The organism is Pseudopedobacter saltans DSM 12145 (assembly GCF_000190735.1).
Classification (GTDB): domain Bacteria; phylum Bacteroidota; class Bacteroidia; order Sphingobacteriales; family Sphingobacteriaceae; genus Pseudopedobacter; species Pseudopedobacter saltans.
In genome coordinates this window covers 2,692,280-2,713,838 of record NC_015177.1, presented here as the reverse complement: position 1 = coordinate 2,713,838, position 21,559 = coordinate 2,692,280, and the positions used below count along the sequence as shown (strand labels likewise).

General features: G+C 34.0%; 24 protein-coding genes. 1 reads left to right on the top strand and 23 read right to left on the bottom strand.

Annotated elements, in window-relative coordinates; genetic code table 11:
* The first annotated feature begins 66 nt into the window (after positions 1-66).
* A complete protein-coding gene (gene obgE / locus PEDSA_RS11740) occupies positions 67-1,062 on the top strand; it encodes a GTPase ObgE (RefSeq protein WP_013633371.1) in 996 nt (331 codons plus the stop codon).
* A 111-nt stretch (positions 1,063-1,173) separates the two neighbouring features.
* Here obgE and PEDSA_RS11735 read toward each other — a convergent pair whose 3' ends face one another.
* From PEDSA_RS11735 to PEDSA_RS11620, 23 genes are all read right to left on the bottom strand, one after another.
* Complete coding sequence (locus tag PEDSA_RS11735; RefSeq protein WP_013633370.1) at positions 1,174-1,728, bottom strand: WcaF family extracellular polysaccharide biosynthesis acetyltransferase; 555 nt, start codon at positions 1,726-1,728, stop codon at positions 1,174-1,176.
* Positions 1,729-2,493: 765 nt separating this feature from the next.
* Positions 2,494-2,796 carry a GIY-YIG nuclease family protein gene (locus PEDSA_RS11730; RefSeq protein WP_013633369.1) on the bottom strand — a complete coding sequence of 101 codons (303 nt, stop codon included), beginning with the start codon at positions 2,794-2,796 and terminating at the stop codon, positions 2,494-2,496.
* 498 nt (positions 2,797-3,294) lie between these two features.
* A complete protein-coding gene (locus tag PEDSA_RS11720; protein ID WP_013633368.1) occupies positions 3,295-3,840 on the bottom strand; it encodes an exosortase/archaeosortase family protein in 546 nt (181 codons plus the stop codon).
* Positions 3,821-4,684 carry a glycosyltransferase family 2 protein gene (locus tag PEDSA_RS11715; protein ID WP_013633367.1) on the bottom strand — a complete coding sequence of 288 codons (864 nt, stop codon included), beginning with the start codon at positions 4,682-4,684 and terminating at the stop codon, positions 3,821-3,823. Before PEDSA_RS11715 ends, PEDSA_RS11720 begins: the two co-directional genes overlap by 20 nt.
* Before the next feature lie 64 nt (positions 4,685-4,748).
* Entirely contained in the window at positions 4,749-5,144 is a 396-nt protein-coding gene (locus PEDSA_RS11710; RefSeq protein WP_013633366.1) for a type II toxin-antitoxin system VapC family toxin, read from the bottom strand.
* Positions 5,126-5,329, bottom strand: coding sequence for a hypothetical protein (locus PEDSA_RS11705; RefSeq protein ID WP_013633365.1), 204 nt, complete (start codon positions 5,327-5,329; stop codon positions 5,126-5,128). Before PEDSA_RS11705 ends, PEDSA_RS11710 begins: the two co-directional genes overlap by 19 nt.
* 79 nt (positions 5,330-5,408) lie before the next feature.
* Entirely contained in the window at positions 5,409-6,722 is a 1,314-nt protein-coding gene (locus PEDSA_RS11700) for an XrtY-associated glycosyltransferase XYAG1 (protein WP_013633364.1), read from the bottom strand.
* A gap of 449 nt (positions 6,723-7,171) precedes the next feature.
* Entirely contained in the window at positions 7,172-8,050 is an 879-nt protein-coding gene (locus PEDSA_RS11695) for a glycosyltransferase family 8 protein (RefSeq protein ID WP_013633363.1), read from the bottom strand.
* Positions 8,047-9,276, bottom strand: a complete 1,230-nt coding sequence (locus PEDSA_RS11690) for a glycosyltransferase family 4 protein (RefSeq protein WP_013633362.1) — start codon at positions 9,274-9,276, stop codon at positions 8,047-8,049. Before PEDSA_RS11690 ends, PEDSA_RS11695 begins: the two co-directional genes overlap by 4 nt.
* Positions 9,248-10,534 (bottom strand): hypothetical protein, encoded by a 1,287-nt coding sequence (locus tag PEDSA_RS11685; protein ID WP_013633361.1) that lies wholly within the window; start codon positions 10,532-10,534, stop codon positions 9,248-9,250. Before PEDSA_RS11685 ends, PEDSA_RS11690 begins: the two co-directional genes overlap by 29 nt.
* A complete protein-coding gene (locus PEDSA_RS11680; RefSeq protein ID WP_013633360.1) occupies positions 10,521-11,462 on the bottom strand; it encodes a glycosyltransferase in 942 nt (313 codons plus the stop codon). The genes PEDSA_RS11685 and PEDSA_RS11680 overlap by 14 nt, the downstream gene beginning before the upstream one ends.
* Entirely contained in the window at positions 11,459-12,025 is a 567-nt protein-coding gene (locus PEDSA_RS11675; RefSeq protein ID WP_013633359.1) for an acyltransferase, read from the bottom strand. The genes PEDSA_RS11680 and PEDSA_RS11675 overlap by 4 nt, the downstream gene beginning before the upstream one ends.
* Before the next feature lie 5 nt (positions 12,026-12,030).
* Positions 12,031-12,996, bottom strand: a complete 966-nt coding sequence (locus PEDSA_RS19615; protein ID WP_013633358.1) for a glycosyltransferase family 2 protein — start codon at positions 12,994-12,996, stop codon at positions 12,031-12,033.
* Positions 12,996-13,901 (bottom strand): glycosyltransferase, encoded by a 906-nt coding sequence (locus PEDSA_RS11665; RefSeq protein ID WP_013633357.1) that lies wholly within the window; start codon positions 13,899-13,901, stop codon positions 12,996-12,998. The genes PEDSA_RS19615 and PEDSA_RS11665 overlap by 1 nt, the downstream gene beginning before the upstream one ends.
* Positions 13,894-15,000 (bottom strand): glycosyltransferase WbsX family protein, encoded by a 1,107-nt coding sequence (locus tag PEDSA_RS11660; RefSeq protein WP_013633356.1) that lies wholly within the window; start codon positions 14,998-15,000, stop codon positions 13,894-13,896. Before PEDSA_RS11660 ends, PEDSA_RS11665 begins: the two co-directional genes overlap by 8 nt.
* Positions 14,984-15,829, bottom strand: coding sequence for a glycosyltransferase family 2 protein (locus PEDSA_RS11655; protein ID WP_013633355.1), 846 nt, complete (start codon positions 15,827-15,829; stop codon positions 14,984-14,986). The genes PEDSA_RS11660 and PEDSA_RS11655 overlap by 17 nt, the downstream gene beginning before the upstream one ends.
* Before the next feature lie 73 nt (positions 15,830-15,902).
* Positions 15,903-16,691 (bottom strand): glycosyltransferase, encoded by a 789-nt coding sequence (locus PEDSA_RS11650; RefSeq protein WP_013633354.1) that lies wholly within the window; start codon positions 16,689-16,691, stop codon positions 15,903-15,905.
* Positions 16,688-17,410 carry a glycosyltransferase family 2 protein gene (locus PEDSA_RS11645; protein ID WP_013633353.1) on the bottom strand — a complete coding sequence of 241 codons (723 nt, stop codon included), beginning with the start codon at positions 17,408-17,410 and terminating at the stop codon, positions 16,688-16,690. Before PEDSA_RS11645 ends, PEDSA_RS11650 begins: the two co-directional genes overlap by 4 nt.
* Before the next feature lie 6 nt (positions 17,411-17,416).
* Positions 17,417-18,283, bottom strand: coding sequence for a glycosyltransferase family 2 protein (locus PEDSA_RS11640; protein ID WP_013633352.1), 867 nt, complete (start codon positions 18,281-18,283; stop codon positions 17,417-17,419).
* Positions 18,284-18,289: 6 nt separating this feature from the next.
* Positions 18,290-19,249, bottom strand: a complete 960-nt coding sequence (locus PEDSA_RS11635) for a glycosyltransferase (RefSeq protein ID WP_013633351.1) — start codon at positions 19,247-19,249, stop codon at positions 18,290-18,292.
* Positions 19,243-19,953: a methyltransferase domain-containing protein gene (locus tag PEDSA_RS11630; protein ID WP_013633350.1), complete on the bottom strand. Its 711-nt coding sequence runs from the start codon at positions 19,951-19,953 to the stop codon at positions 19,243-19,245. Before PEDSA_RS11630 ends, PEDSA_RS11635 begins: the two co-directional genes overlap by 7 nt.
* Positions 19,953-21,167, bottom strand: coding sequence for an ABC transporter ATP-binding protein (locus tag PEDSA_RS11625; RefSeq protein WP_013633349.1), 1,215 nt, complete (start codon positions 21,165-21,167; stop codon positions 19,953-19,955). Before PEDSA_RS11625 ends, PEDSA_RS11630 begins: the two co-directional genes overlap by 1 nt.
* Before the next feature lie 24 nt (positions 21,168-21,191).
* Positions 21,192-21,554, bottom strand: a complete 363-nt coding sequence (locus PEDSA_RS11620; RefSeq protein ID WP_013633348.1) for a four helix bundle protein — start codon at positions 21,552-21,554, stop codon at positions 21,192-21,194.
* Positions 21,555-21,559 lie beyond the last annotated feature (5 nt).

Sequence of the window (21,559 nt, the reverse complement as noted above, 5' to 3'; positions counted from 1 at the left end):
AAATAGTAAGGAATTGCAGTACTTTTGAATCAAGTAACTGCAATTTCTGTTTATAAGGTTAATGTCATGTCACAAGGGTCGAATTTCGTAGATTATGTAAAGATTTGTGGTCGTTCTGGTAACGGAGGAGCTGGATCAGCTCATCTTCACAGAGATGTTCGTACAGCTAAAGGAGGTCCGGATGGTGGAGATGGTGGAAGAGGGGGACATGTTATTGTTCGTGGTAATGCACAATTATGGACATTATTACACCTTAAATATCGCAAACATGTAATAGCCGAACACGGAATGTCGGGAGGCAGTGCCTTGAAGACCGGACGTGACGGTAATGATGAAATATTAGAAGTTCCACTGGGAACTGTAGCAAAAGATGCAGAAACCGGAGAAGTGCTTTTCGAGATTACTAAAGATGGGGAAGAGAAGATCCTCGTAAAAGGTGGCCGTGGAGGATTAGGTAACTGGCATTTTAAATCTCCTACCAATCAGACACCAAGATTTGCCCAACCCGGCGAAAAAGGTCTGGAAGAATGGAAAGTATTGGAATTAAAGGTATTGGCGGATGTAGGTTTGGTTGGATTCCCTAATGCGGGTAAATCTACCTTATTATCTGTTATAACTGCAGCAAAACCTGAGATTGGTGATTATCCTTTTACAACCATTGTTCCTAACCTGGGAATCGTTTCTTATCGCGGAGGGAAATCTTTCATTGTGGCAGATATCCCTGGAATTATCGAAGGAGCGTCGCAAGGCAAGGGGTTAGGCTTTCGTTTTTTAAGACATATCGAACGTAACTCGGTATTGCTATTTATGGTGCCTGCAGATACTGGACGAACCATTAAAGAGGAATACGAAATCTTGTTGGCAGAGCTGTCTGCATATAACGAAGAGTTACTGCATAAGCCAAAAATACTGGCTATTACCAAATCAGATATGCTGGATGAGGAGCTTGAAGCGGAAATGAAAAAGGACTTACCTGATTTGCCTTATGTTTTTATCTCTTCAGTCGCACAGAAAGGACTAACAGAACTGAAAGATCTGCTTTGGAAAGCGATAAATAGTTAGACTGTATTGTTTAGTAGTTAGGTCTCAGAGATTGAATTTCGTTTATCCTTCTCCCCTCTTGGAGAAGGTGCCTGAAAGGCGGATGAGGGAAAATAAACTACGTACTTTACATTAACCTATCACTCTCTCTCTAACTTTTACAGCTGGATTGCCCTGATAAATGCTATAAGCATCCATATTTTTTGTAGCCACGCTTCCAACACTCAATACAGCATGGGAGTGGCAGATAACTCCCGGGCAAACGGTAGCTTTAGCACCAATCCATACGCCACCTTCTAAGGTTATTGGAGATATAGCAAGATCGAACTTTGTAGATTTATAATTGTGGTTACCCGTTAGTAGCATAGCCCCTTGAGAAATACAGCAGTTTTCACCAATCCGCACCCAATCCAGATTCTCTATATAGCATTCTGCCAGCCAGGAGTGATTACCCATTTCTAACTTCCAGGGGTATTTAATGTGTATAAAGGGTTTTATACGTACGTCTTTACCTATTTTGGCACCGAAGCATCTGAGGATAAATACCAGTACCGAACTGAAAGGTATTATTCCGGAACGGAAAAATAGAGCGCTGGTAAAATACCATAAAAGTTGCTTGATAAGGGAAGCTCCAATATCGAACTCTTTGGTATCAAAATCTTTTTTGAGTTGTACTTTGTTTTGCATATACGTTTTGATGTGATTGCGAGAGCCTGTTCCGATTTTTCGGAAAGGAACGACGCGGCAATCTATTTCTGTTTTACTTTATTTATGGATAGATTACTTCGCTATGGCTCGTAATGACGCTCCTATGAATGTCATTGCGGGAAGGAACGACGTGGCAATCTATTTCTATTTGTCTTTTTACTTTATATAAGATAGATTACTTCGCTATGGCTCGTAATGACGCTCCTATGAATGTCATTGCGAGGAGGAACGACGTGGCAATCTTTCAATTGATTGATAAGAGATTGCTTCGCAGGCTCGCAACGACTCTCTCTACTTTTGTCATTGCGAGAGCCTGTTCCGATTTTTCGGAAAGGAACGACGTGGCAATCTATTTCTGCTTGTCTTTTAACTTTATATAAGATAGATTGCTTCGCTATGGCTCGTAATGACGCTCCTATCAATGTCATTGCGAGGAGGAACGACGTGGCAATCTTTCAATTGATTGATAAGAGATTGCTTCGCAGGCTCGCAATGACTCTATCTACTTTTGTCATTGCAAGAGCCTGTTCCGATTTTTCGGAAAGGAACGACGTGGCAATCTATTCCTGTTTGTCTTTTTACTTTATATAAGATAGATTACTTCGCTATCGCTCGTAATGACGCTCCTATCAATGTCATTGCGAGAGCCTGTTCCGATTTTTCGGAAAGGAACGACGCGGCAATCTCATTTGTGTGATTTATCAGAGATGTCAATATGCGCAGTGACTTCATGTAAATTCATAACTAAAACCAGTCCTTACTCAAGTCAGACCAATTAGGATTCTCTAAATTAATGAGTTCCAGTTTTTTTGATCTGGGTCCTGCTTTTATTTGTTTCTCTCTGGCTATAGCTTCTTTAACTGAAGCATAATCCTCATAGTAAACTAATTTATGGCACTTATACAATGATGTGAATTTAGACCCATTTTCAAATTTATGTTCCCATATTCTGCGTTCGAGATCATTGGTTACCCCAGTATAAAGAACAGTATTGTTTCGATTAGTCATAATATAAACAGAATATTGTTTGATAACTGATTTTATCATATGACTATTTTATCGGAGATTACTTCGCTATCGCTCGTAATGACGCTCCTATGAATGTCATTGCGAGAAGGAACGACGCGGCAATCTTTCAATTGATTGATAAGAGATTGCTTCGCAGGCTCGCAATGACTCTATCTACTTTTGTCATTGCGAGAAGGAACGACGTGGCAATCTATTTGTCTTTTTACTTTATTTATGGGATAGATTGCTTCGCTATGGCTCGTAATGAAGCTCCTATCAATGTCATTGCGGGGAGGAACGGTGCGGGCAATCTGTTCCTGTTTGTCTTTTTACTTTATTTATGGGATAGATTACTTCGCAGGTTCGTAATGACGCTCCTATGAATGTCATTGCGAGAAGGAACGACGCGGCAATCTTTCAATTGATTGATAAGAGATTACTTCGCAGGCTTGTAATAACTCTTTACTTTTGTCATTGCGAGAGCCTGTTCCGATTTTTCGGAAAGGAACGACGTGGCAATCTCTATAAGAGTAAAACTTATGGAGAAATATAAGTCATTTTACCTCTCCTTCTATTCCACCAATAAATACCCAATAAGAGCAATGCATAACAGATATAATTAAAAATATCATGGTGATCTATGCGAAGTTCCCTGGCTTGTTTCATATAATAGGCAATCAGAAAAATCCTCAAAGAATTCAGCAGGGTAAATATGGTAAAACCGGTTAAAACAAAGTAAATACGCTGTTTAATTTCTTTTTGCGGCAGCGCTACGCCAATGGCTGCTAGAGCACTTAAAATACCATAACCAATACAGGAGTAAACAATATTAATTCCTCCCTTACCAATAATGCGCATTTGGGTAGAATTACTTAAAGTCTGTAAATCAAAAATAGCAGCAATTTTAACCGCAATCCATATCAGTAATTCCCGATACCATTTAATGAAATTTAAATGCTGTTCTGCAAAAGGCCAATATAAACCACCTGGAGCGCATAATCCTATCCATAATTGGCAGAAGCCATAAATTAACAGGTATGAACCAATTAATATCAGCAAGAATCTAATCTGCGCTTTGTTCATGTTGTCTTTGCTTAAGCTCGTAGATTTTTGCGTCAATCAGGAACCGAAACCAGAAGCATTGCAGGAAATGGAAAATCAAACCTCTTGTTCCGTCCAAAAATCCCAGTCGTAAAAAATAACGAATAAAGAAATAAATAAAAGGCCTGACAAACAATGGGAACTTCTGATAAATGTTCTTCAGCATTCTCCGTTGTGCAATAGGATTTCCTGTGGATAAGCTCCCCTTTATTACCCGATCATTATAATTAGTTTGGGAAAACTGTTCCCACGCTTCCAGGTTAGACCATTTATCATGTCTCAGGGTAAAAGTGCTTAAAGATTCTGTAATCAAATCAATAATATCTCCTTTCAACTTGATGGCTTGTCCCTCAACCTTAAAATGCTGGTCATATAGTTTATCCTCACATTGCCCAAAACCTTTTCTGAACAACACCGCATGATAGGTAGGGTAATGGCCCCCATATTTAATCCATTTTCCCATGAACATGGTTTTTCTGCTGGCTAGGAAGCCATTAGTATCCTGGCTAATTCCGATTTGAAAATGTTGTAGTACATTCTGTTTAAATTCAGGTGTCAGTCTGTGGTCCGCATCTATATTCAATATCCATTCAGTAGAAAAAGGGAGGTTGCTGATAGCCCAATTCCTCTGCTGACTATAATTCTCGAAAGGATGATTGATAACTTTTATATTCTCATATTGAGCGAGTATCGTTAATGTCCGATCTGTCGATCCGGAATCAACTATAAATATTTCCTCGGCAAAACCATATACACTGTCTATACAGTCTTTAATATTATTCTCTTCGTTATACGTAAGTATTACGGCACTTATAGGTGCTGTCATTTTTTTATTCTAAAATTTAATAGGTAATGCTGATGGATATTTACGAAGTAAGCTGTGTAAAGCTTTAGATATCAATTCTATTGGGATTAAAGTACTTTATTTCAGGAATCCTTAAAAAGTCCTTGTCATTATCAGATACTAATATCAGTTTATTAACGATTGCTGTTGCAGCGATAATAGCGTCCGGTATTTTAATATTATATAGCTTTCTAATTCGGATAGTTTCTTTTATAACTTGATCATCAACATAATAAATTGATGAATTTTCAACAAAGATCTTATACACTTCAATATTTTCTTGATTATTTGGATTCCAAACCTGAAGCTCAATCTCAGTTATAAATGAAAGCAGGCATTCTTTATCAACAATTTTGTCAAGTAAAGACAAGCCTTTAGGAGATAAAGAATTGTTTATATATTTTATTACTGCCGAGGTATCTATTAAATATCTCTTTGCCATTGATTTCTAATTATCTCCAATTGTTCATCAATTGCTTCTTTGCTCATTGGCGTTTTTACTTTTTTTCTTAAATCTGACAGTTTTGCAGACTCTTTTTTTACAACGCGTATCAGCTGGAGATCCTCCAGGTGTTGCAAAAGTTTTAATGCTTTTTCATTTGTAAGTTCTATAGTCAACGTTGTCATAATCTCAAATATAACAAATACTATGCAGTTTATTTAGTGCCTGGTTTCAACTTAAAACCTACAACTTAAAACTTATAACCTACAACTTCCCACTTAAAACCTCCCTATACATCTCCCAATACCTCTCCACCAATTTGTCTTCTTTAAAATCTTCTATAACTGTATCCTGTATCCGCTTGCTGTCTATCTTCTGCCTGCTTATTTTATTGTATGCTTTATTGAGTTTTTCCAGCAGATCCTCTTCCGCTCGCTCACATACCCAACCTAAATCTTTCTCCAATACATAATCACTTAAACCAACATTCTCAGTAATCAAAACCGGAGTTCCGCTAAACAGAGATTCAATCACTACATTGGCGAAGTTTTCATCATAGGAGGGAAGTACAAACAAATCATTCGCTGCCAACTGCAGGAATTTCTCTTCCTTATTCAGCATTCCCAGCCACGATAAATGTTGCGCAATTCCTAGTTGATTACTCAATTGCTTCAGTTCAGAGATATAATCAGCTTCTCCTGTTCCAGCAATTTGTAAGTGAAAAGGATATACTGTTTTAGAAAGCACTATAAATAACAGTTCCAATCCTTTCTTTTGCTCAATTCGGGAAAGGAATATGATTTTTAAGCTACCGTTAACATCCTGATGTCTTTGCAGCAAAGTATCCACTTGTTCCCATGGCAATTCCACCAAATTTGAAATTGTCGTAATACCTTTTGGATTTAACAGGATTTGCATATCCATTTCTTCTCTTTTACTGGTGGTATGGATATGGCATTTTTTTAATAAGGGCTTTCCAATATATTGATGAAAAAGTTTTTTAGCTGCGCTGGTTCTGTTGTTAAAAGAATAAGTGCTTAATGTCCCTCTGGGCGTAAAAACTATCTTTTTACCTTTCATCACCGCAATCAGACAAGAAAATATGGAAACCAGATTCCACCAGGCATGGATATGGATAATATCAAACTCTTTAGCTGTCTTCCATAACTTCCAAAATAAAGCCGGTGAAAAATGACTGTGGTCTTTAGTCCAACGCTTAAAATAATGTACTTCTACGCCATCTATACTTTGTACAGTTCCGGAGGGGTAGGGAAGTTCTTCTGCTCCATTGGCAAGGGTGGTGTATACCTTTATTGAGTTTAAAGTTAAAAGTTTAGTGTTAAAAGTCCCTTCTATTCCGAAATTATATCTGCCATTTTGAACTTCCCTAATCGAATTCGAGACAGGCTGATTCAGTATCTCCTCTTCTCGTTCCTTTGATCTTGCAATCTGCGTCTTGCTTTCCACTTTCCACTTTGCACTTTTTACTAATTCCTGACACAGCTTCGCCACAGACATAATTGGCCCGCCGTAAATATACGCTGGTTTATAGGATGCTATGATGTGGAGTATTTTCATTTGTCAGACTAAGGTACTCGAAGCCTCTTCGTTATTCGTTGATAAGGTAAAATTAAATATTGTCATCCCGATACTTCGTTAATTGTCATGCTGAGGTTCTCGAAGCATCTATATAAGTTTATCCAAATTATTAATGCCGGTTCTAAGTGGAAGCGACTTAATTTTTAAGGTTACAAAGGCACAAGAAACATTGCACAATCTCCTTCGCTTCATTCTTGCGCCATTTTAGGGGATTTTCAAGGTTATGTGTAATTATTCGGTATTAGTTATTTACTGTTCGCCCCGTCATCCTGAACTTGTTTCAGGAGCTATAAGCCAAGAGGAAAAATGCGACACCCTCTAACTCCTTAACCAACAAATTATATGTAATGTTTTTTATTTTTCGAAGATCCAAGAAGTATGTGCCCATTTAGTTTCGCAATCATTCCTTGAACCATTATGAGGGATTGTTATTTTTTGAGATTTTTAAGATAAGACCTCGATATAAGAATTGTTCTTTTCAAAGAAGTATATCTTAAAGCAGAATGCTGTCCAATAGCAGACTGTTCATAGTAACTCTTCCAAAGCTTATAATGGTTATGAAAATACTTACCCAAAAAATCCCATGGCTTGGGAGATCCTATAAAATGGAATATTGCTTCATCGTCTTTGTAAACTTTATCTTTGGAGTTCGCATGCAATTGATGATTAAATGATTTACCCAAAGCAAAAAACTCATCGCTAAATGTTGTATTTAAAACAGCCTGATCTGCGGAGAGAAAGTGTCCTGGATATTTTTTAATGGTTTCTAAACATCTATTTAATCCATCTGTTTTCCTCCATAATTTGAGATTTATGCCTAATACACCTGCATTAAAACAAGCCCCATTTAAATTTAAATTGGCCTTTGTAAATAAATTCTTATCTAATGAATAGCTTCTAATGCCTGTCCCATCAACGTATAAAAGAAATTCGTTATTCATTTTATTAAAAACATCATTAACATCTTTTTGTATTATTAGATCTGTATCCAAATACAGCACTGTGTTTTTGTCAGGGAGAAGATCGGCTAAAAATAAACGGCCATAGGTAGTGGTGTTACCATGTAATGTATTGGCACCTTCTATATAAGTAGTGGGGGCGTCTTTAATTTCGAATGATTGATGAGGTCTTTTATGAAGCTTAAAAGTTTTATAAAGGTTTCCTTTATGTTCTGAAGATAGTTTATCGGCAAAAAGAATAATATGTATAGGCGTTGAATTTATATTATGCTGCATTAAGGAAACTAATGTTGCATGAGTACCTGGTAATATGGTGTGATCAGAGAAAAGAGTTATAATATTTTTCATGAATAGGTCATTTTACGAATAAGAGATATAATATTGTTTTCATAATGTCCCCATGTGAAATGTTGTGCAGCTTCATAAGCTTTTACAGAATCTTCCAAAATATTTTCATAATGTTCAAAATAATCCAAAAGAGCAGCCTTTAATGCGTCAATATTTCCCGTTTCTATAATTTTTCCACCCCCATATTGAGCAACAACATCTTTAGCTCCAGTATTCTCTGTAATAATGACAGGGGTTCCACAACCCATACTTTCTAATACCACCATAGCCCATGAGTCTAATAAGGAAGGAAAAACAAATATATCTGCTTGTTGATATTCTTTTACTAGCTTCTCATGATTCATAAAAGGTTTATGAATAATGGGAAAATTTGTGTTGGTAAAAAAGTTCTGATCAATTAACCCTCCCACTAATGTAAGTGTAATTTTAAAATCGGTGGTTTTGTCAATTTTCTCTAGAGCGTTTTTTAGTTCTATAATTCCTTTTCGTTTAATGATAGCACCTGTATAAATTAAGTTGAAATTATTTTGTTTTAGTGTTTTTTCTTTGAATCGAAATATATTTTCATTATAACCTAAATTGACAACCCATAATTTGTCAGATGAAATTGCATGTTTAACCATAGAATTACAAGCGAAACTAGATAAGGTGATGATTTTATCTGCCAATTGGTACTCTTGTTCTTTTATTTTATTAAGCCTTATTCTGAAATTGTTCATTTGTAAATGAGACAAACTGGAATGTTGTTTTGACAGGTCTTCAATTTCCTGATAATGTATTTGTGCTAAGTCTAATATTGTTATTTTATTTTGTCTTTTAGCTATTTTAAACGATTCCAAAGAACTCATTTCATAACCAATAAAAATATCATAATCTTGTTTTTTTAGTTGTTTAGCAACCCATTTATCATGAAAAGTGTCTGCCCATAATTGTATATTTTCTCCTTTCTTAGGTTTGAGTTTTAACAATAGCTTTCTTAATAATTCTATTAAGGGATAATGTACTATTTGTATTTGTGCTAGATTTTTGTCATATTTCTTTTGAAGCTGTTTGCTTAATTGCACTTTTATGCCTTGTGGTGCTATCGATAATAAAGACTTCCAAAATATACTTCTTGGTTTATACCAAAATAAGGTGTAAAATATAACTTCATGACCATCTTTAATTAAGGCATTTATCAGTTTATATACATGTTGCTTACCCGAGTGGGAGACTATTATTTTCATTCTTATATAAGCTGTAATCTAACAATATAATACCTAAAGCCAGATAAAAATTAGTATAAGGATTGGTAGTAATTATGGTAGCTAGAAATGTGATGGGTAGGACAATTAAATAAAAAGACTTATTGCCGTATATATTCTTTATCAAAAGAAAGAATAAGATAAGCTTTAATAGCAATAGTGGGTAACCTCCATCTAATAGGATACGGCCAATTTCATGTTCTATAGGTACTGTTCCTCCATATTTGGAACTTCCTAATAAGGAGTTAATCCCCTGATAACTTGTTCCTAATCCTACACCAAATATTATATACTCGGATCCGGAGTCTAATAGCGTATTAATAGGTCCAGAGATTCGTTGACTCCCTTCTTCTCGATTTTCTATAATACGTGTAGAAATATTATCGATTGCATTTTGAAGCTGATGTTGAATACCAGTAATATCATTTAATCCGATATTGAGGATGAAAAGTAAAATAGTAAGAAACAAGCCTCGTATTAATGTTGTTTTTTCTTTTACTTGAAAAAATACAAAACAGGTTATTGTAACTATGTATATTAGTATTGAACTTCTGGAACCTGTTGTTAAAGTACCTATTGCACTTAAAAAGAATAAACCGATTAGTATATACTTGTTCTTTGCTTGAATATAGCAGCTTAAAAGGAGGTATAGGAGAAAAAATATGTATGACGAATAACCTCCTATATAACTGAATGTACCAGAGGCCCTAGTCGCTTTATCTACAGTTGCAGCGTAAATTATTTCTTCTTGAGGCTCCTCTTCGTATATATTAGATATTCCAGACTGAATATATTGATTAATAGGGTCGTCAGGAGAAGAGTTGTATTGAATTAATCCAATAACAACTTGTATAATACTTAGTACAACAAAATAAGGGATAAGTTTCTTAAAGTTTATAATATCCCTATTGGAAAAATAGGCAAATAATAATAACCAAAAACTACTATGTAACAGTATCCCCACTACACCATGTACTATGGTATGATTTAGAGGATTTACTGCCATCGGGATGAGTAATATCAGGTATATAGTAAGTGCTACAGAATACTCCGTATTATATAATTTTCTTTCTTTAGGTAGCTCTTTCTTAAAGAATATTAAAATAATAAAGATACATATAACAGGGAATGCTGTTATAAATAAATTGATAACGGAAGAGCTAGTCATCCATTTCCTAATAGCTCCTCCAAGTGAAATGAGCAAGAATGAAATAAGGATAGTCAGATCAATTTTTTTCACAAAATTCTTTGAAGTAAAAGATTAAGCTATCTTTTCTGGCCCATAATTTGGCTACAACTCGCTTAAGGATATCAAATTTTCCTGTTAGTATATTGTATGCAAAACTCATTATTCCGATTGATGCGTTATTACCGATAAATGTTGAATATAAAAAATAAAACAATTGCTTTTGTGGTGAAAAAAATACATAAGAGATATAGAAATAGTTTCTATTTCCATATTTTAACCGCTCCAAATCCCTTTTTAGATTAGGTGCTCTAACTCCATTAAAATGATCGACATAAGCTTTTGAATTGTAGATGATTTTATACCCTAGTTTTTTAAATGTAAGCGTTAAATATAGACCATATAGAGGAGACACATCTTCTCTAAATATTTTGGGGATTGATATGCTTTTTAATATTTGAGTTCTCCAAGCACTATTTCCTTCCATTACAGTATCAACCTCTAATAAATTATCAGATTTAACCCATCCAATATTACCATAATATCTTCCATACCAGTTGATTGTGCCAGGTTTTCCTTTTAATTTAGGTGTTGGAACACTAGGGGTAAATACCTGACCTCCTACTACTCCAACTTCTTCATTGTCAAAGGGAGATAGGAGCTCTCTAAACCAATTTTTTTTGACCTCTGTGTCATCATCAAGAATAATTGTTAACTCTTCCTCGATGAGATTTAGTGATGATTCAATGGGAGGTATGTGACCAGGTTCTGTAACGGTACATTTTATTATTTTTACCTCATTTGAAGAATATTCTGACCTAATGTCATCAATAGCAGATTGGGTGAGTTCATCCGTGTCTCTATGGGCTATGACAATTTTATCAGGAAGCATGTCTCCTTTTAAAACGGAATCTACACAATTCTTTAAGAGCAGAGGTCTGAGATAGGTAGCGATTATAATAGCCGTGCTGCGTTTTCTCATCGTTTTTTTATAAGTTTAGCAGGTACGCCCGCCCATATTTCATTTGAAGGGATTGATTTCGTCACAATGGAACCAGCTCCTATTATAGTACCATGTCCTATTTTAACCCCTTTTAATATCACTGAGTTACAGCCTATCCATACGTCTTGCTCTATTGTAATTGGTTTATTAAGCCCACGTTGTGTTCTAATAAGTTGGTTAGATTCTATCCCATGATCGTGATCTATAAATTTACATCCCGATGCTATTAATACATTGTCTTCTATCAGAATAGATGCAGCTATATTAAACTCACAATGATTTCCTATAAAGACATTATTACCAATTAAAATAGAGTTTCCGGAAGTATAAGGCCCATCGTGTTTGAAAAAAATATCATGTTCTAAATATGTGTTTTTACCAATTTTAACTTTATGGGGCCAGGTGAATTTAGTACTACATGGTATAGTACTTTTACTGTCTAACCCATATAGTTTTAAAACTTTTAAGTAAATAAATGCAAGGGCATTATTATGTCTAATCTTAAATATAGCTTTAAAAAATATACTTCTTAATTTTTTCATTGATATTAAGTAAGCCTCAGGCGGTTTAGAATCTTATATAGTAATAGGCTGACATTTTTATTGACAATACTAATTTTATAAAGAATACAATATGTTAAAGATGCATGGCTTTGAGCAAGAGACGGTGTATTTATAATTTTTCCGAAATCCTCAAAAGCTGTAATATTACTAAACCTTATAGCATTTATTCTGTGTATAATTAATTGGTTTTTTATTTCTTTTTTTAAATCGGTGTTGTCCTCAATTTTATCACAATTCAGGTGCGAAATTAATTTTTTATATAAAAAAACTGTATTGTTAAAAAAATTAAATTTATCCATATTGGATATTCTATAGATACCTCCATGTGCTCTTATTTTACAGTAAGGAGTTTTTTGAAAACTAAATTTTAACCCATTAGTGTATGCTCTAAATAAAATGTCAAATTCTTGTCCAGAACTTAATGATTCATCCCATTCAAGAGGAAAGAACTTTTTTCTACTTGCGATAAAGTTAGAAGTAATTGGGAAGTTTTTAAAAAAGCTATTTACTTTCTTTAAGGAGATAATTCCCCCCCTTTTTTTTATAATATTATTAATCTCAAATACATTATTGTAGTGAATCTCAATTCCATGTGCTATATCTGCTTGTGTTTTTTGTAGGAACTCAATTTGTTTTTTTATTATATTTTTATCAAACAGGATATCATCGCTATCCAGAAATTTTAAATATTCTCCTTTAGACTTTTCCATTCCAATATTTCTGGCGGCACATGCTCCTTTTCTTGGATTTTTATATAAAAAGATTTTATCTGGATATTTATATTGATAATCCTCCAAAATCCTCCAAGTATTATCTGTGGAATGGTCGTCTACAATAATACATTCCCAAATTTCATACGTTTGCTCAATGACGGAATCAAGAGTTTCTGTAACGTATTTTTCGGAATTGTAACAAGGGATAATTATGGAAACTTGTAATTTTTTTTCCATTATAAAAATACTTTTATTTTTTTTGACTCATTCTTCACTTTTGAAAAATAAAAGGGATTAAACGAGAGTATATGTTGAATAAATTTCTTGAATAAAAAAGGGGGGGTGATGGATATTTTCAATAATGTAATATAGTATTTTAATATGGAGGTTTTGTTGTTTGGATTGGCGTAATGAATATTAAAAGCTCTTACAGTATTATTCCATTGTTTTTGAGGAGATGAAAACTCTACTCTATTTTCTCTGTCGTGATATATAACTGTTCCTGGAGTTACACCAATCCTTAACTGGTGGTATAAAGCCCTATGACAGTAATTCTCATCTTCTCCATAATGGTAAAAAATAGGAGAAAATCCTCCAACCTTTTCAATACACTCTTTTGTAATTAGCCAGGCTGCTGCATTTACAAACTTTACCTCATAAATCTCTTTTTGTTTGTTTAGAAAGATGTCTGAAAAAAAACCTTTACAATTGTTAGGGATAATGTAATTTGAGAAATTAAAGTCTAACGCATTGCCCTCTCCATTTAAATGAATGGGACTGATAATCCCATAATTTGTGTTGTTCTCAGATACCTTAATAAGTTTTTCTAAGGTATCCTCTTCCACCCATGCGTCTTGATTTAGTAAAAAAGCATAGTTGTAATTTTCAGCTAAGCATTTTTTTAGGCCAACACTATTTGCTTGGCCAAAACCTAAGTTTTTCTCGGATTTTATTAGCTTAACAGAAGAATAGTTTTGCTCAATATACCTTGTGGTATTGTCTGTTGATGCATTATCTATAATGATTATATCAGTTTTAAAGTTTGAACTCAGCAATGAGCTAACACACTTTTCAATCCAGTTATTCCGTAAAGCATTATAGGTTACTATTATAGAAAGAACTCTAACAACTCCGTTATTCATCTAATGCTTTTTTAAGTGCTTTTAAATACCCCAAACCATTTTTATTACAGGGTTCGAGATGGTTTCCTTCTGCCCATTCATTCCATGCATTAATAAAGAGAAGGTTTTCTTCTTTAGAGTAAGGCTGGAATTTTTTTATTTTCTTTTTTGTCCAATTATAAAAATTAGTCGGTGTCGAATTAATGAAAACAATACCGTTTTCCTTTTTTCTAGCTGTATTGTCCCAACCCGGACTAACACAAGGGTATAATTTGTACGGTTTATTTACTAAACTTGAATCAAATTCTGTAAACTTAGCGTAGTCTATAATTGTAGGTTGTTTAACTCTCTTTTTATAAAGTATTTTTTTAAGCTTATCATATACTCTGGTTACCAAATTTTGTTTTTTATAACTTTTTTTTAAATATTCTTTAAGAGAAGGGCTTAATGGTTGGAAATCTATAGACGCGTCAAATCCTGTATCCAAAATGTGCTGACCGTTTTCAGTATTCCATCTGTCCATTCTGCAGATATAGAGATCCATTCCTTTTTCAGAGGCTTTCTGTCTCCATATTTCTATTGTTTTTTTAGGATTTGGTAATTCTGCCGATTTATAGATAACAATTATGGGTTTATTATTTATTCTGATGTATCTTTTATCTTCAAATATTTCTAACAGAAAATTTATATGTTCCAAATCATCCGCTTCATTATAGTTCTGTTGTATTAAAATATCATGATCTGCCCCATCCCAGGTTCTTGCCCAATTTTCGTTAGCCCAGCATAGCATAAAAGGTAAATCTTCTTTCGGGTTATTTAACTTTCTGTCAATAGGCTCATTCATTAATCTTTTGCCATTAAACCAATAATGATAGTAGCAAAAGCCATAGATGTTATATTCTTTTGCTAATGCCTCTTGAGCTAACCTTGCTTCTTCTAAGCGTAAATCATAGAAACCTAAGTCGGCAGGTAGATGTGGTTGATAATGACCTTGAAATAATGGTCTTGCTTTTGTGACATTCGTCCATTCAGTAAAGCCTTTACCCCACCATTCATCATTCTCGGGGAATGGGTGGAATTGAGGTAGGTGTATAGCGATTGGTCTAATTTTTTCTGGCATTGAAAAATCCGAAAGTTTGTTTGAAGTGTCTGCGGGTTTTAAAGTATATTCCCACAAGATAAAGATAAACCCCAACTAATGTTTTTTTTTTAATCAAGTGTTTTTTTGCTTGCTTTAGGATCTGTACTTCAAAAGTGCTAAATAATGATAGATATATTATGTTTTTATGATAGTGGATTATATTTGATGCGAAATCATTAGAAAAGGCTTCATCTACACCGGTTGTGCTTATTCCTCCTCCGCTAAAATATGCTATAGTCCTGTTTATATATTGTGGAGTTGAGTTTGAAAATATCTTTAGATTATAATCGAAATCTGCACATATTTTATAGTCGATATTGAAAACTCCAAACTTGACAAAAGTATTTCTATTGTAAAATATGGCCTGATGTGAAATATTTTTTTTAAAAAGCTTCTTCATATCGAATTTGCCATCATATAATTCTCCTTTTTTTGCCCAATTTGTATCACTAATTATTTTTACGTTTCCATAGATAAAACTATTTGTTGATTTTATATTACTTTTAACATCAGCTAATACCTCAGTGTCATATAGTTTGTCATCGCTCCCTAAAAAATATAGCCACTCTCCATTTGATTTTTGAATCCCTTTGTTCATGGCATCATAAATACCTTTATCTTTTTCTGAATATATTTTAATACGATTATCATTGAAACTGTTAGCTACGTTTAGTGTATTATCTAGAGATGCTCCGTCTATTATAAGTATTTCAAAATCACTATAAGTTTGTTTTAAAACACTATCAATAGCAGAATGTAAAAAAAGTTCTGAATTGTAGGTTGGGATTATTATTGAAAATAAAGGCATCCTAATTTGTAGTTTAATTCAACAGGAAAAATATGGATATTAATGCTTAGTAAACTATAACTATGATATGGGGTTATATTAATTTATACCACAGATATTTTATTAAAGAACGTAGTGGTCTGTTTTTATCGTAAGAGTACTCCAGGCTTTTTTGTAATGTTTCTTTATAACATTTTCTAAATAGATAAATGTTCTTGTTAACAATGTATGAGTATGATTGAAAGTCTCGCTGCTCAATGGAGTTATAAGTAGAAAGTGACCTTTTTCTTATTCTGTAATAATATAATGGTTCGTTAAGGAAATGAAACCTTGCACCATTGCTATAACAACGTATCCACAATTCCCAATCCTCTCTTCCTATAAGCACTTTATTTTCATCAAACCCTCCGATTTTCTCAAAGAAATCTTTTTTTACGACAGCACATGTGTCTATGTAATTTTTATCAAGTATTTTTTCAATGTCAAAGACATCAGGTTTAAACCGGCTTTCATTACTATCAAAGAAAATTACATTTGTATATAAAACATCTATGTCTAGATTATCGTAAAGATAATCCAGCGTTTTATGGATATAATTGTTAGACAGTTTGTTGTCACTGTCCAGAAATAGCAGATATTTCCCTTTGGCTATTTTGCAGCCGGCGTTTCTAGCGGCTCCGGGACCTTTATTGGCTTGTTCTAAAACTGTAAGTTTTTTTCGGTATTGGTTGAGTAAACCCAGGGTTCTATGTTCCGTAGAACCATCATCTATAATGATTACTTCTATTTTGTATCTGCCTTCATAAGTTTCTATACTTGCAATAGCTTCAGTTAAATAAGTTCCGGAGTTAAAACAAGGAATAATAACAGAAAGATCCATCATCTATTGTTTTTAAGAGCTTCAATTAGCCTGTAAAAATAATAATATGCTATATATATATACCCTCTGTATCTTATAGCAGCTGTTTTGTTATTAGCAAAATTTTGAAGGTACTCGGGATGTTTACTCCAGTTTGAACTTATACCGCTTAAATTAAATATAGATAGCGGTGTATTAATATAAGTCGGGTGGTTTTTTTTTCTGAAAACTTTTAAGTTAAAATCCCAGTCTGCGCATATTTTATAGTTTGTATCGTATTTTATATTTATAAAAAGGCTTTTATGATAATAAATTGATTGATGACAGATGCAGGTACGTAACAGTTTAATGTAGTTGTAATTACTATAGCTTCTCAATGTACCATCGCTCTTCATAACATCACCATATATAAGTTTTGATCGTGGTGCTTTAAGAATAGTTTCCCACACCAGAGCCAGTGTATTAGAATTAAATAGCTGATCGTCACTTCCCAGAAATAATAACCATTCACCTGCAGATTTTAAAATACCCTTGTTCATTGCATCGTAAATACCTATATCCGCTTGTGAAAAAACACTAATTCGCTTGTCGTCAAACGAAGTTATTAGATTTATTGTGTTATCCGTAGAGAGATTATCTATTACTATTACTTCGAAATCTTTAAAAGATTGGTTGATACAGCTTTTGATTGCTCTATGTATTGTCTTCTCGCTATTGTACGTAGGGATTATAATGGAAAACAAAGTTGCTTATTTATAATAATCAAACGAGTCTGTTGCTCTGTTGTATCGTAATAGGAGAGGAAAGTCCATGATTTTGTAATATATACTTTTTAGAAAAGGAACATTTTTAAAAAATGCAGTTCTGGGTTTTGTAAGTCTATTGTATATTTTTAAAAAATATAAATCGAACTTACTTTTATTAACGAGCTCTTTACTAATTAATCCTCTTGCTTCTTTATGATATTCCTTTATATAATTTAAACTTATCTGGTTGTATTTTCTAAACCTAAAACATCCAAATGGAGCAATTACAGAATATAATTTTTCATGCCTGAAAAACCTGAGCCAGAGCTCAAAATCACCTGCATAATGGAGGCTAGTTTCTATATAGGCCCCTGATTTATACCAAAGTTCTTTTTTCCAAAAAGTAGATTCCTGAGAAATCCATTGATAATCGTCTAAATAAAAATGGAACTTAGACCAAATTCTAGGGCTTTGAGAAACAACAAATTGATTATTCTCATTACAACTGGTTGAAGAACCAGTTAACCATTTTATATTTTTATGTTCATTGAATATTTTAGCAATCACAAAAAGTGAATTTGGTAACAGGAAATCGTCAGAATTTATCCAACCCATAATATCACCCGTACATTGGTTAAAACCTTTCTGAAGAGCATCATACATCCCTTTGTCCTTTTCACTTACCCAATAAGTTAATAGCTCGCTGTATTTATGAATGATATCTAAACTATTATCAGTACTTCCTCCGTCAATAATAATATATTCTAAGTTTGGATATCCCTGATTAATGACAGAAAGAATAGTTTGTTCTAGGTGTTTTTCCTGATTATAGTTTGGTGTTACAATAGATATCTTTGGGAAGAAAGACATAGAAGATTATTTCTCGATTTGATTAATCAATCTTTGCTCTTTAGTAATCGGAAGATAGCTAAATCCTCTTAAATAATATATTACCAGATTTTCATGAGCTGCATTCCATTTTTTTAGCTTAAATATATAAGAAAGAAAAAGCCGGATATGACTGGAAAAAAATAGTTTGATTTTTTCTTTTCTTGTCAACCTAAATATATCTGCTTTTTTAAAATAAGAATATAATATTTTATTTGATTCTCTATGACCTTTAAATAACCTTTCTCTGTATTCTATGGTTAATCTGTTAGAAGGGATATAATGTTTAAAAACTAAATCTTCTGAATAGTATAATATATAGCCTAGCAATAATAATCGTACAGAAAGTTCAGAGTCTCCTCCTGAACTTAGTTCTTTACCTTTTCTATCAGTTAGGAGAGAAGGTACTTTGGAATAAGCCTCTAATAAGGCAGATTTTCTGCATACCATACCTGCACCCCATAAAAATTTTCTATAGGATATATCTCCAGTTTTTATGCCTTGCTTACCTACAGCGTAGCCTCTGTGGAAGTCAGCGAACCAGTAGGGAAGTTCAATGTCTGATACAGCTATACCTGTTCCGCCGAGGGCTCCTATTTCTCTATTTACAGATATAATGTTGTATGCTATTTGTAAATAATCTTTCTGTAACCAGTTATCGTCATCGCAAAAAATAATATATTCATAATTGGCACTTTTTATACCCTTATTTCTAGCGTGGCTAAGCCCTGCCTGGGGTTCATCGACAATCGAGTATAATATTTGGTGTTTTTGACATTCTTTTTCTGCAATTTCTCTAGTATTATCTATTGAATTGTTATTAACTATAATAACTTCCCAAGAAATATTATCTGAGATCTTTTGTAGTCCAATATGTTTAATGGTTTCTGGTAACCGTTCTGCGCTGTTATAGCAACATATAATGATAGATATTCCTTCTGCTACCATCTAATAAGAGACTTTATTAAAATTTTAAGTGCTGTTAAGGCTTGGATTTTGCCCTGTATAATATTAAAGTATTGCCTGTTTAATCTGCTCCTTTCATGTATAATCTGTAAATACCTTTCAGGGTGATAGTAGTCTGCTATTATATCTTGCTTCTCGTTAGATTTGACTATCAGAAACATATTTTGTTTATACCACCATTCAATTTCTGGATTGTCCCATATTTTTTGCCTGAAAACATCTTTGACGATAAAACCTCTTTTATTAAACTTGGTGACCCAGTAAGCAAATGGTTGTTCGTTAATATGGTTCTGTCCACCCTGAAAAGGTAAGGCTGCAGAAAACAAAATCGTGTCGGCTGAATTTGTCAGCGTATCTATGATTATTTCAGCTTTTTCTTCCGGTAAGTGCTCAGCGACTTCTAGACAGATTGATAAATCATATTTTTTGTTTAGAATCAGTGGAACACATAAATCGTGAGCGAGAAATTCATTTTGAAAAATCTTAAGTTTCGACTTATCGACATGATCCCCATCTACTCCTAATATTTCGGAAGTACCATTTTCTTTCAATACTTGTAACCAGGTTCCCAAACCACACCCAATGTCAATAGCACTGGTAGGTTTTAGATACTCATATAAAAAAGGTAAAAATGCCCGAGCAGCTTTCGTGTTGTGAATTTCTTCGGTATGTATATAATCAATCATTATTTAAAAATCCAGTTGGTGTTGGGGCTAATATTTCCAGTTAACGATTGGTTGTATTGTTTGTTCTCCGTCATACCTATTATTTCAAAAGATAGAGCGTCTATGTCTTCTATGAAATTTTGTTTGCTGTCTCCAAACCATATAGATAGGTTGTATACTCCGTCTATTAATTTAGGCTCTGTAATGTCCACGTGTATTTTTCCATGATATGGATTGGATTGATTAATAGAAAGATTTGCTAAGGTAGGGTTAGAGGCGAATATAGGGGTACCCTCTGAGTTTTTTATGATAAATCCTAAATGTGGAATGTCTAATTTGATTTTACTCTTATATTCTGCGTCAATTCTTATGTGACTGCTATGTTGGTTAATTTCTATATATGTTAGGAAATCATCGTATTGTTTTTTATTCGTAGATGTGTTTCTATCTGATAGGTATTTTTCTACTATTTTTGTGGAGTTCTCATATCCTTTAATGTTTCCGTATTCTAATAAAATAGCCTTTTCGCATAATTGTTTTACACTCCCCATATTATGACTCACAAACAACACCGTCCTCCCTTCGCCCTTACTCACTTCCCCCATCTTTCCCAAACATTTCTTTTGAAACTCGGCATCACCCACGGCTAATACCTCATCTACAATTAAAATTTCGGATTCCAGATGCGCAGCCACTGCGAAAGCCAAACGTACATACATTCCAGAAGAATAACGTTTAACAGGAGTATCGATATAGCGTTCTACCCCGGCGAAATCTACAATTTCGTCAAATTTCCGGGTAATTTCTTTTTTTCGCATACCCAAAATTGTGCCATTTAAATAGATATTTTCCCTGCCAGTCAATTCTGGGTGAAATCCTGTACCTACTTCTAGTAAAGAAGCAATACGTCCCTTGCCTGTAATACGACCCGTAGTAGGGGAGGTCACCCGGCTTAATACCTTTAATAAAGTAGATTTACCGGCACCGTTACGGCCTATAATACCTACGGCATCACCCTGTTCAATCTCGAAATTGATATCTTTTAAAGACCATACGATATCGGAACTGCCTTTGCTCGTACGGTCGTTGGTTTCGCCAATCTTCAAAAAAGGATCTTCTTTGCCGCGTACGCGGGCATACCAGCGTTCAAGATCACGACTGATGGTTCCGGTGCCTATCTGGCCGAGTTGGTAGGCTTTGGAGAGGTTTTCTGCTTTAATAGCTATGTTGGACATATGAGGTTGAGAATGAGGTTAAGGTTAAGGCTGAGATCGAAGTGCTTTCATGAGCCTGTTCAGTGACTCGATTACTTCGTTACATGAATTGATGAGGTTGTTAGCCTCGGTTGTATCAAAGTAACCAACTTTGTTCCCATATATCAGTTGATTTTTTGTTTCGTTCGCTGAACCTCTTGAGTATATATAAAAATTTATCTTATCTGCTTTATGGTGTCTTCCAAATCCTTCTGCGATATTGTCTGAAATACTTAGGGACGATCTGCGTATTTGAGATGTTAAGCCATAATCTTCTTTTCTAGGCAAGTTTTCGGTTATTTTAAAAACACTTAATGCAATTTGCATTGCTTTTTGCCAAACTGGAAGATCCTGAAAGTCTTGGTACATGTTTT

What these genes read in the sequence shown, in the direction of transcription:
- obgE (WP_013633371.1), top strand. Translation starts at nt 67, where the DNA reads ATGTCACAAGGGTCGAATTTCGTAGATTATGTAAAGATTTGTGGTCGT.
- PEDSA_RS11735 (WP_013633370.1), bottom strand. Translation starts at nt 1,728, where the DNA reads ATGCAAAACAAAGTACAACTCAAAAAAGATTTTGATACCAAAGAGTTC.
- PEDSA_RS11730 (WP_013633369.1), bottom strand. Translation starts at nt 2,796, where the DNA reads ATGATAAAATCAGTTATCAAACAATATTCTGTTTATATTATGACTAAT.
- PEDSA_RS11720 (WP_013633368.1), bottom strand. Translation starts at nt 3,840, where the DNA reads ATGAACAAAGCGCAGATTAGATTCTTGCTGATATTAATTGGTTCATAC.
- PEDSA_RS11715 (WP_013633367.1), bottom strand. Translation starts at nt 4,684, where the DNA reads ATGACAGCACCTATAAGTGCCGTAATACTTACGTATAACGAAGAGAAT.
- PEDSA_RS11710 (WP_013633366.1), bottom strand. Translation starts at nt 5,144, where the DNA reads ATGGCAAAGAGATATTTAATAGATACCTCGGCAGTAATAAAATATATA.
- PEDSA_RS11705 (WP_013633365.1), bottom strand. Translation starts at nt 5,329, where the DNA reads ATGACAACGTTGACTATAGAACTTACAAATGAAAAAGCATTAAAACTT.
- PEDSA_RS11700 (WP_013633364.1), bottom strand. Translation starts at nt 6,722, where the DNA reads ATGAAAATACTCCACATCATAGCATCCTATAAACCAGCGTATATTTAC.
- PEDSA_RS11695 (WP_013633363.1), bottom strand. Translation starts at nt 8,050, where the DNA reads ATGAAAAATATTATAACTCTTTTCTCTGATCACACCATATTACCAGGT.
- PEDSA_RS11690 (WP_013633362.1), bottom strand. Translation starts at nt 9,276, where the DNA reads ATGAAAATAATAGTCTCCCACTCGGGTAAGCAACATGTATATAAACTG.
- PEDSA_RS11680 (WP_013633360.1), bottom strand. Translation starts at nt 11,462, where the DNA reads ATGAGAAAACGCAGCACGGCTATTATAATCGCTACCTATCTCAGACCT.
- PEDSA_RS11675 (WP_013633359.1), bottom strand. Translation starts at nt 12,025, where the DNA reads ATGAAAAAATTAAGAAGTATATTTTTTAAAGCTATATTTAAGATTAGA.
- PEDSA_RS19615 (WP_013633358.1), bottom strand. Translation starts at nt 12,996, where the DNA reads ATGGAAAAAAAATTACAAGTTTCCATAATTATCCCTTGTTACAATTCC.
- PEDSA_RS11665 (WP_013633357.1), bottom strand. Translation starts at nt 13,901, where the DNA reads ATGAATAACGGAGTTGTTAGAGTTCTTTCTATAATAGTAACCTATAAT.
- PEDSA_RS11660 (WP_013633356.1), bottom strand. Translation starts at nt 15,000, where the DNA reads ATGCCAGAAAAAATTAGACCAATCGCTATACACCTACCTCAATTCCAC.
- PEDSA_RS11655 (WP_013633355.1), bottom strand. Translation starts at nt 15,829, where the DNA reads ATGCCTTTATTTTCAATAATAATCCCAACCTACAATTCAGAACTTTTT.
- PEDSA_RS11650 (WP_013633354.1), bottom strand. Translation starts at nt 16,691, where the DNA reads ATGATGGATCTTTCTGTTATTATTCCTTGTTTTAACTCCGGAACTTAT.
- PEDSA_RS11640 (WP_013633352.1), bottom strand. Translation starts at nt 18,283, where the DNA reads ATGTCTTTCTTCCCAAAGATATCTATTGTAACACCAAACTATAATCAG.
- PEDSA_RS11635 (WP_013633351.1), bottom strand. Translation starts at nt 19,249, where the DNA reads ATGGTAGCAGAAGGAATATCTATCATTATATGTTGCTATAACAGCGCA.
- PEDSA_RS11630 (WP_013633350.1), bottom strand. Translation starts at nt 19,953, where the DNA reads ATGATTGATTATATACATACCGAAGAAATTCACAACACGAAAGCTGCT.
- PEDSA_RS11625 (WP_013633349.1), bottom strand. Translation starts at nt 21,167, where the DNA reads ATGTCCAACATAGCTATTAAAGCAGAAAACCTCTCCAAAGCCTACCAA.
- PEDSA_RS11620 (WP_013633348.1), bottom strand. Translation starts at nt 21,554, where the DNA reads ATGTACCAAGACTTTCAGGATCTTCCAGTTTGGCAAAAAGCAATGCAA.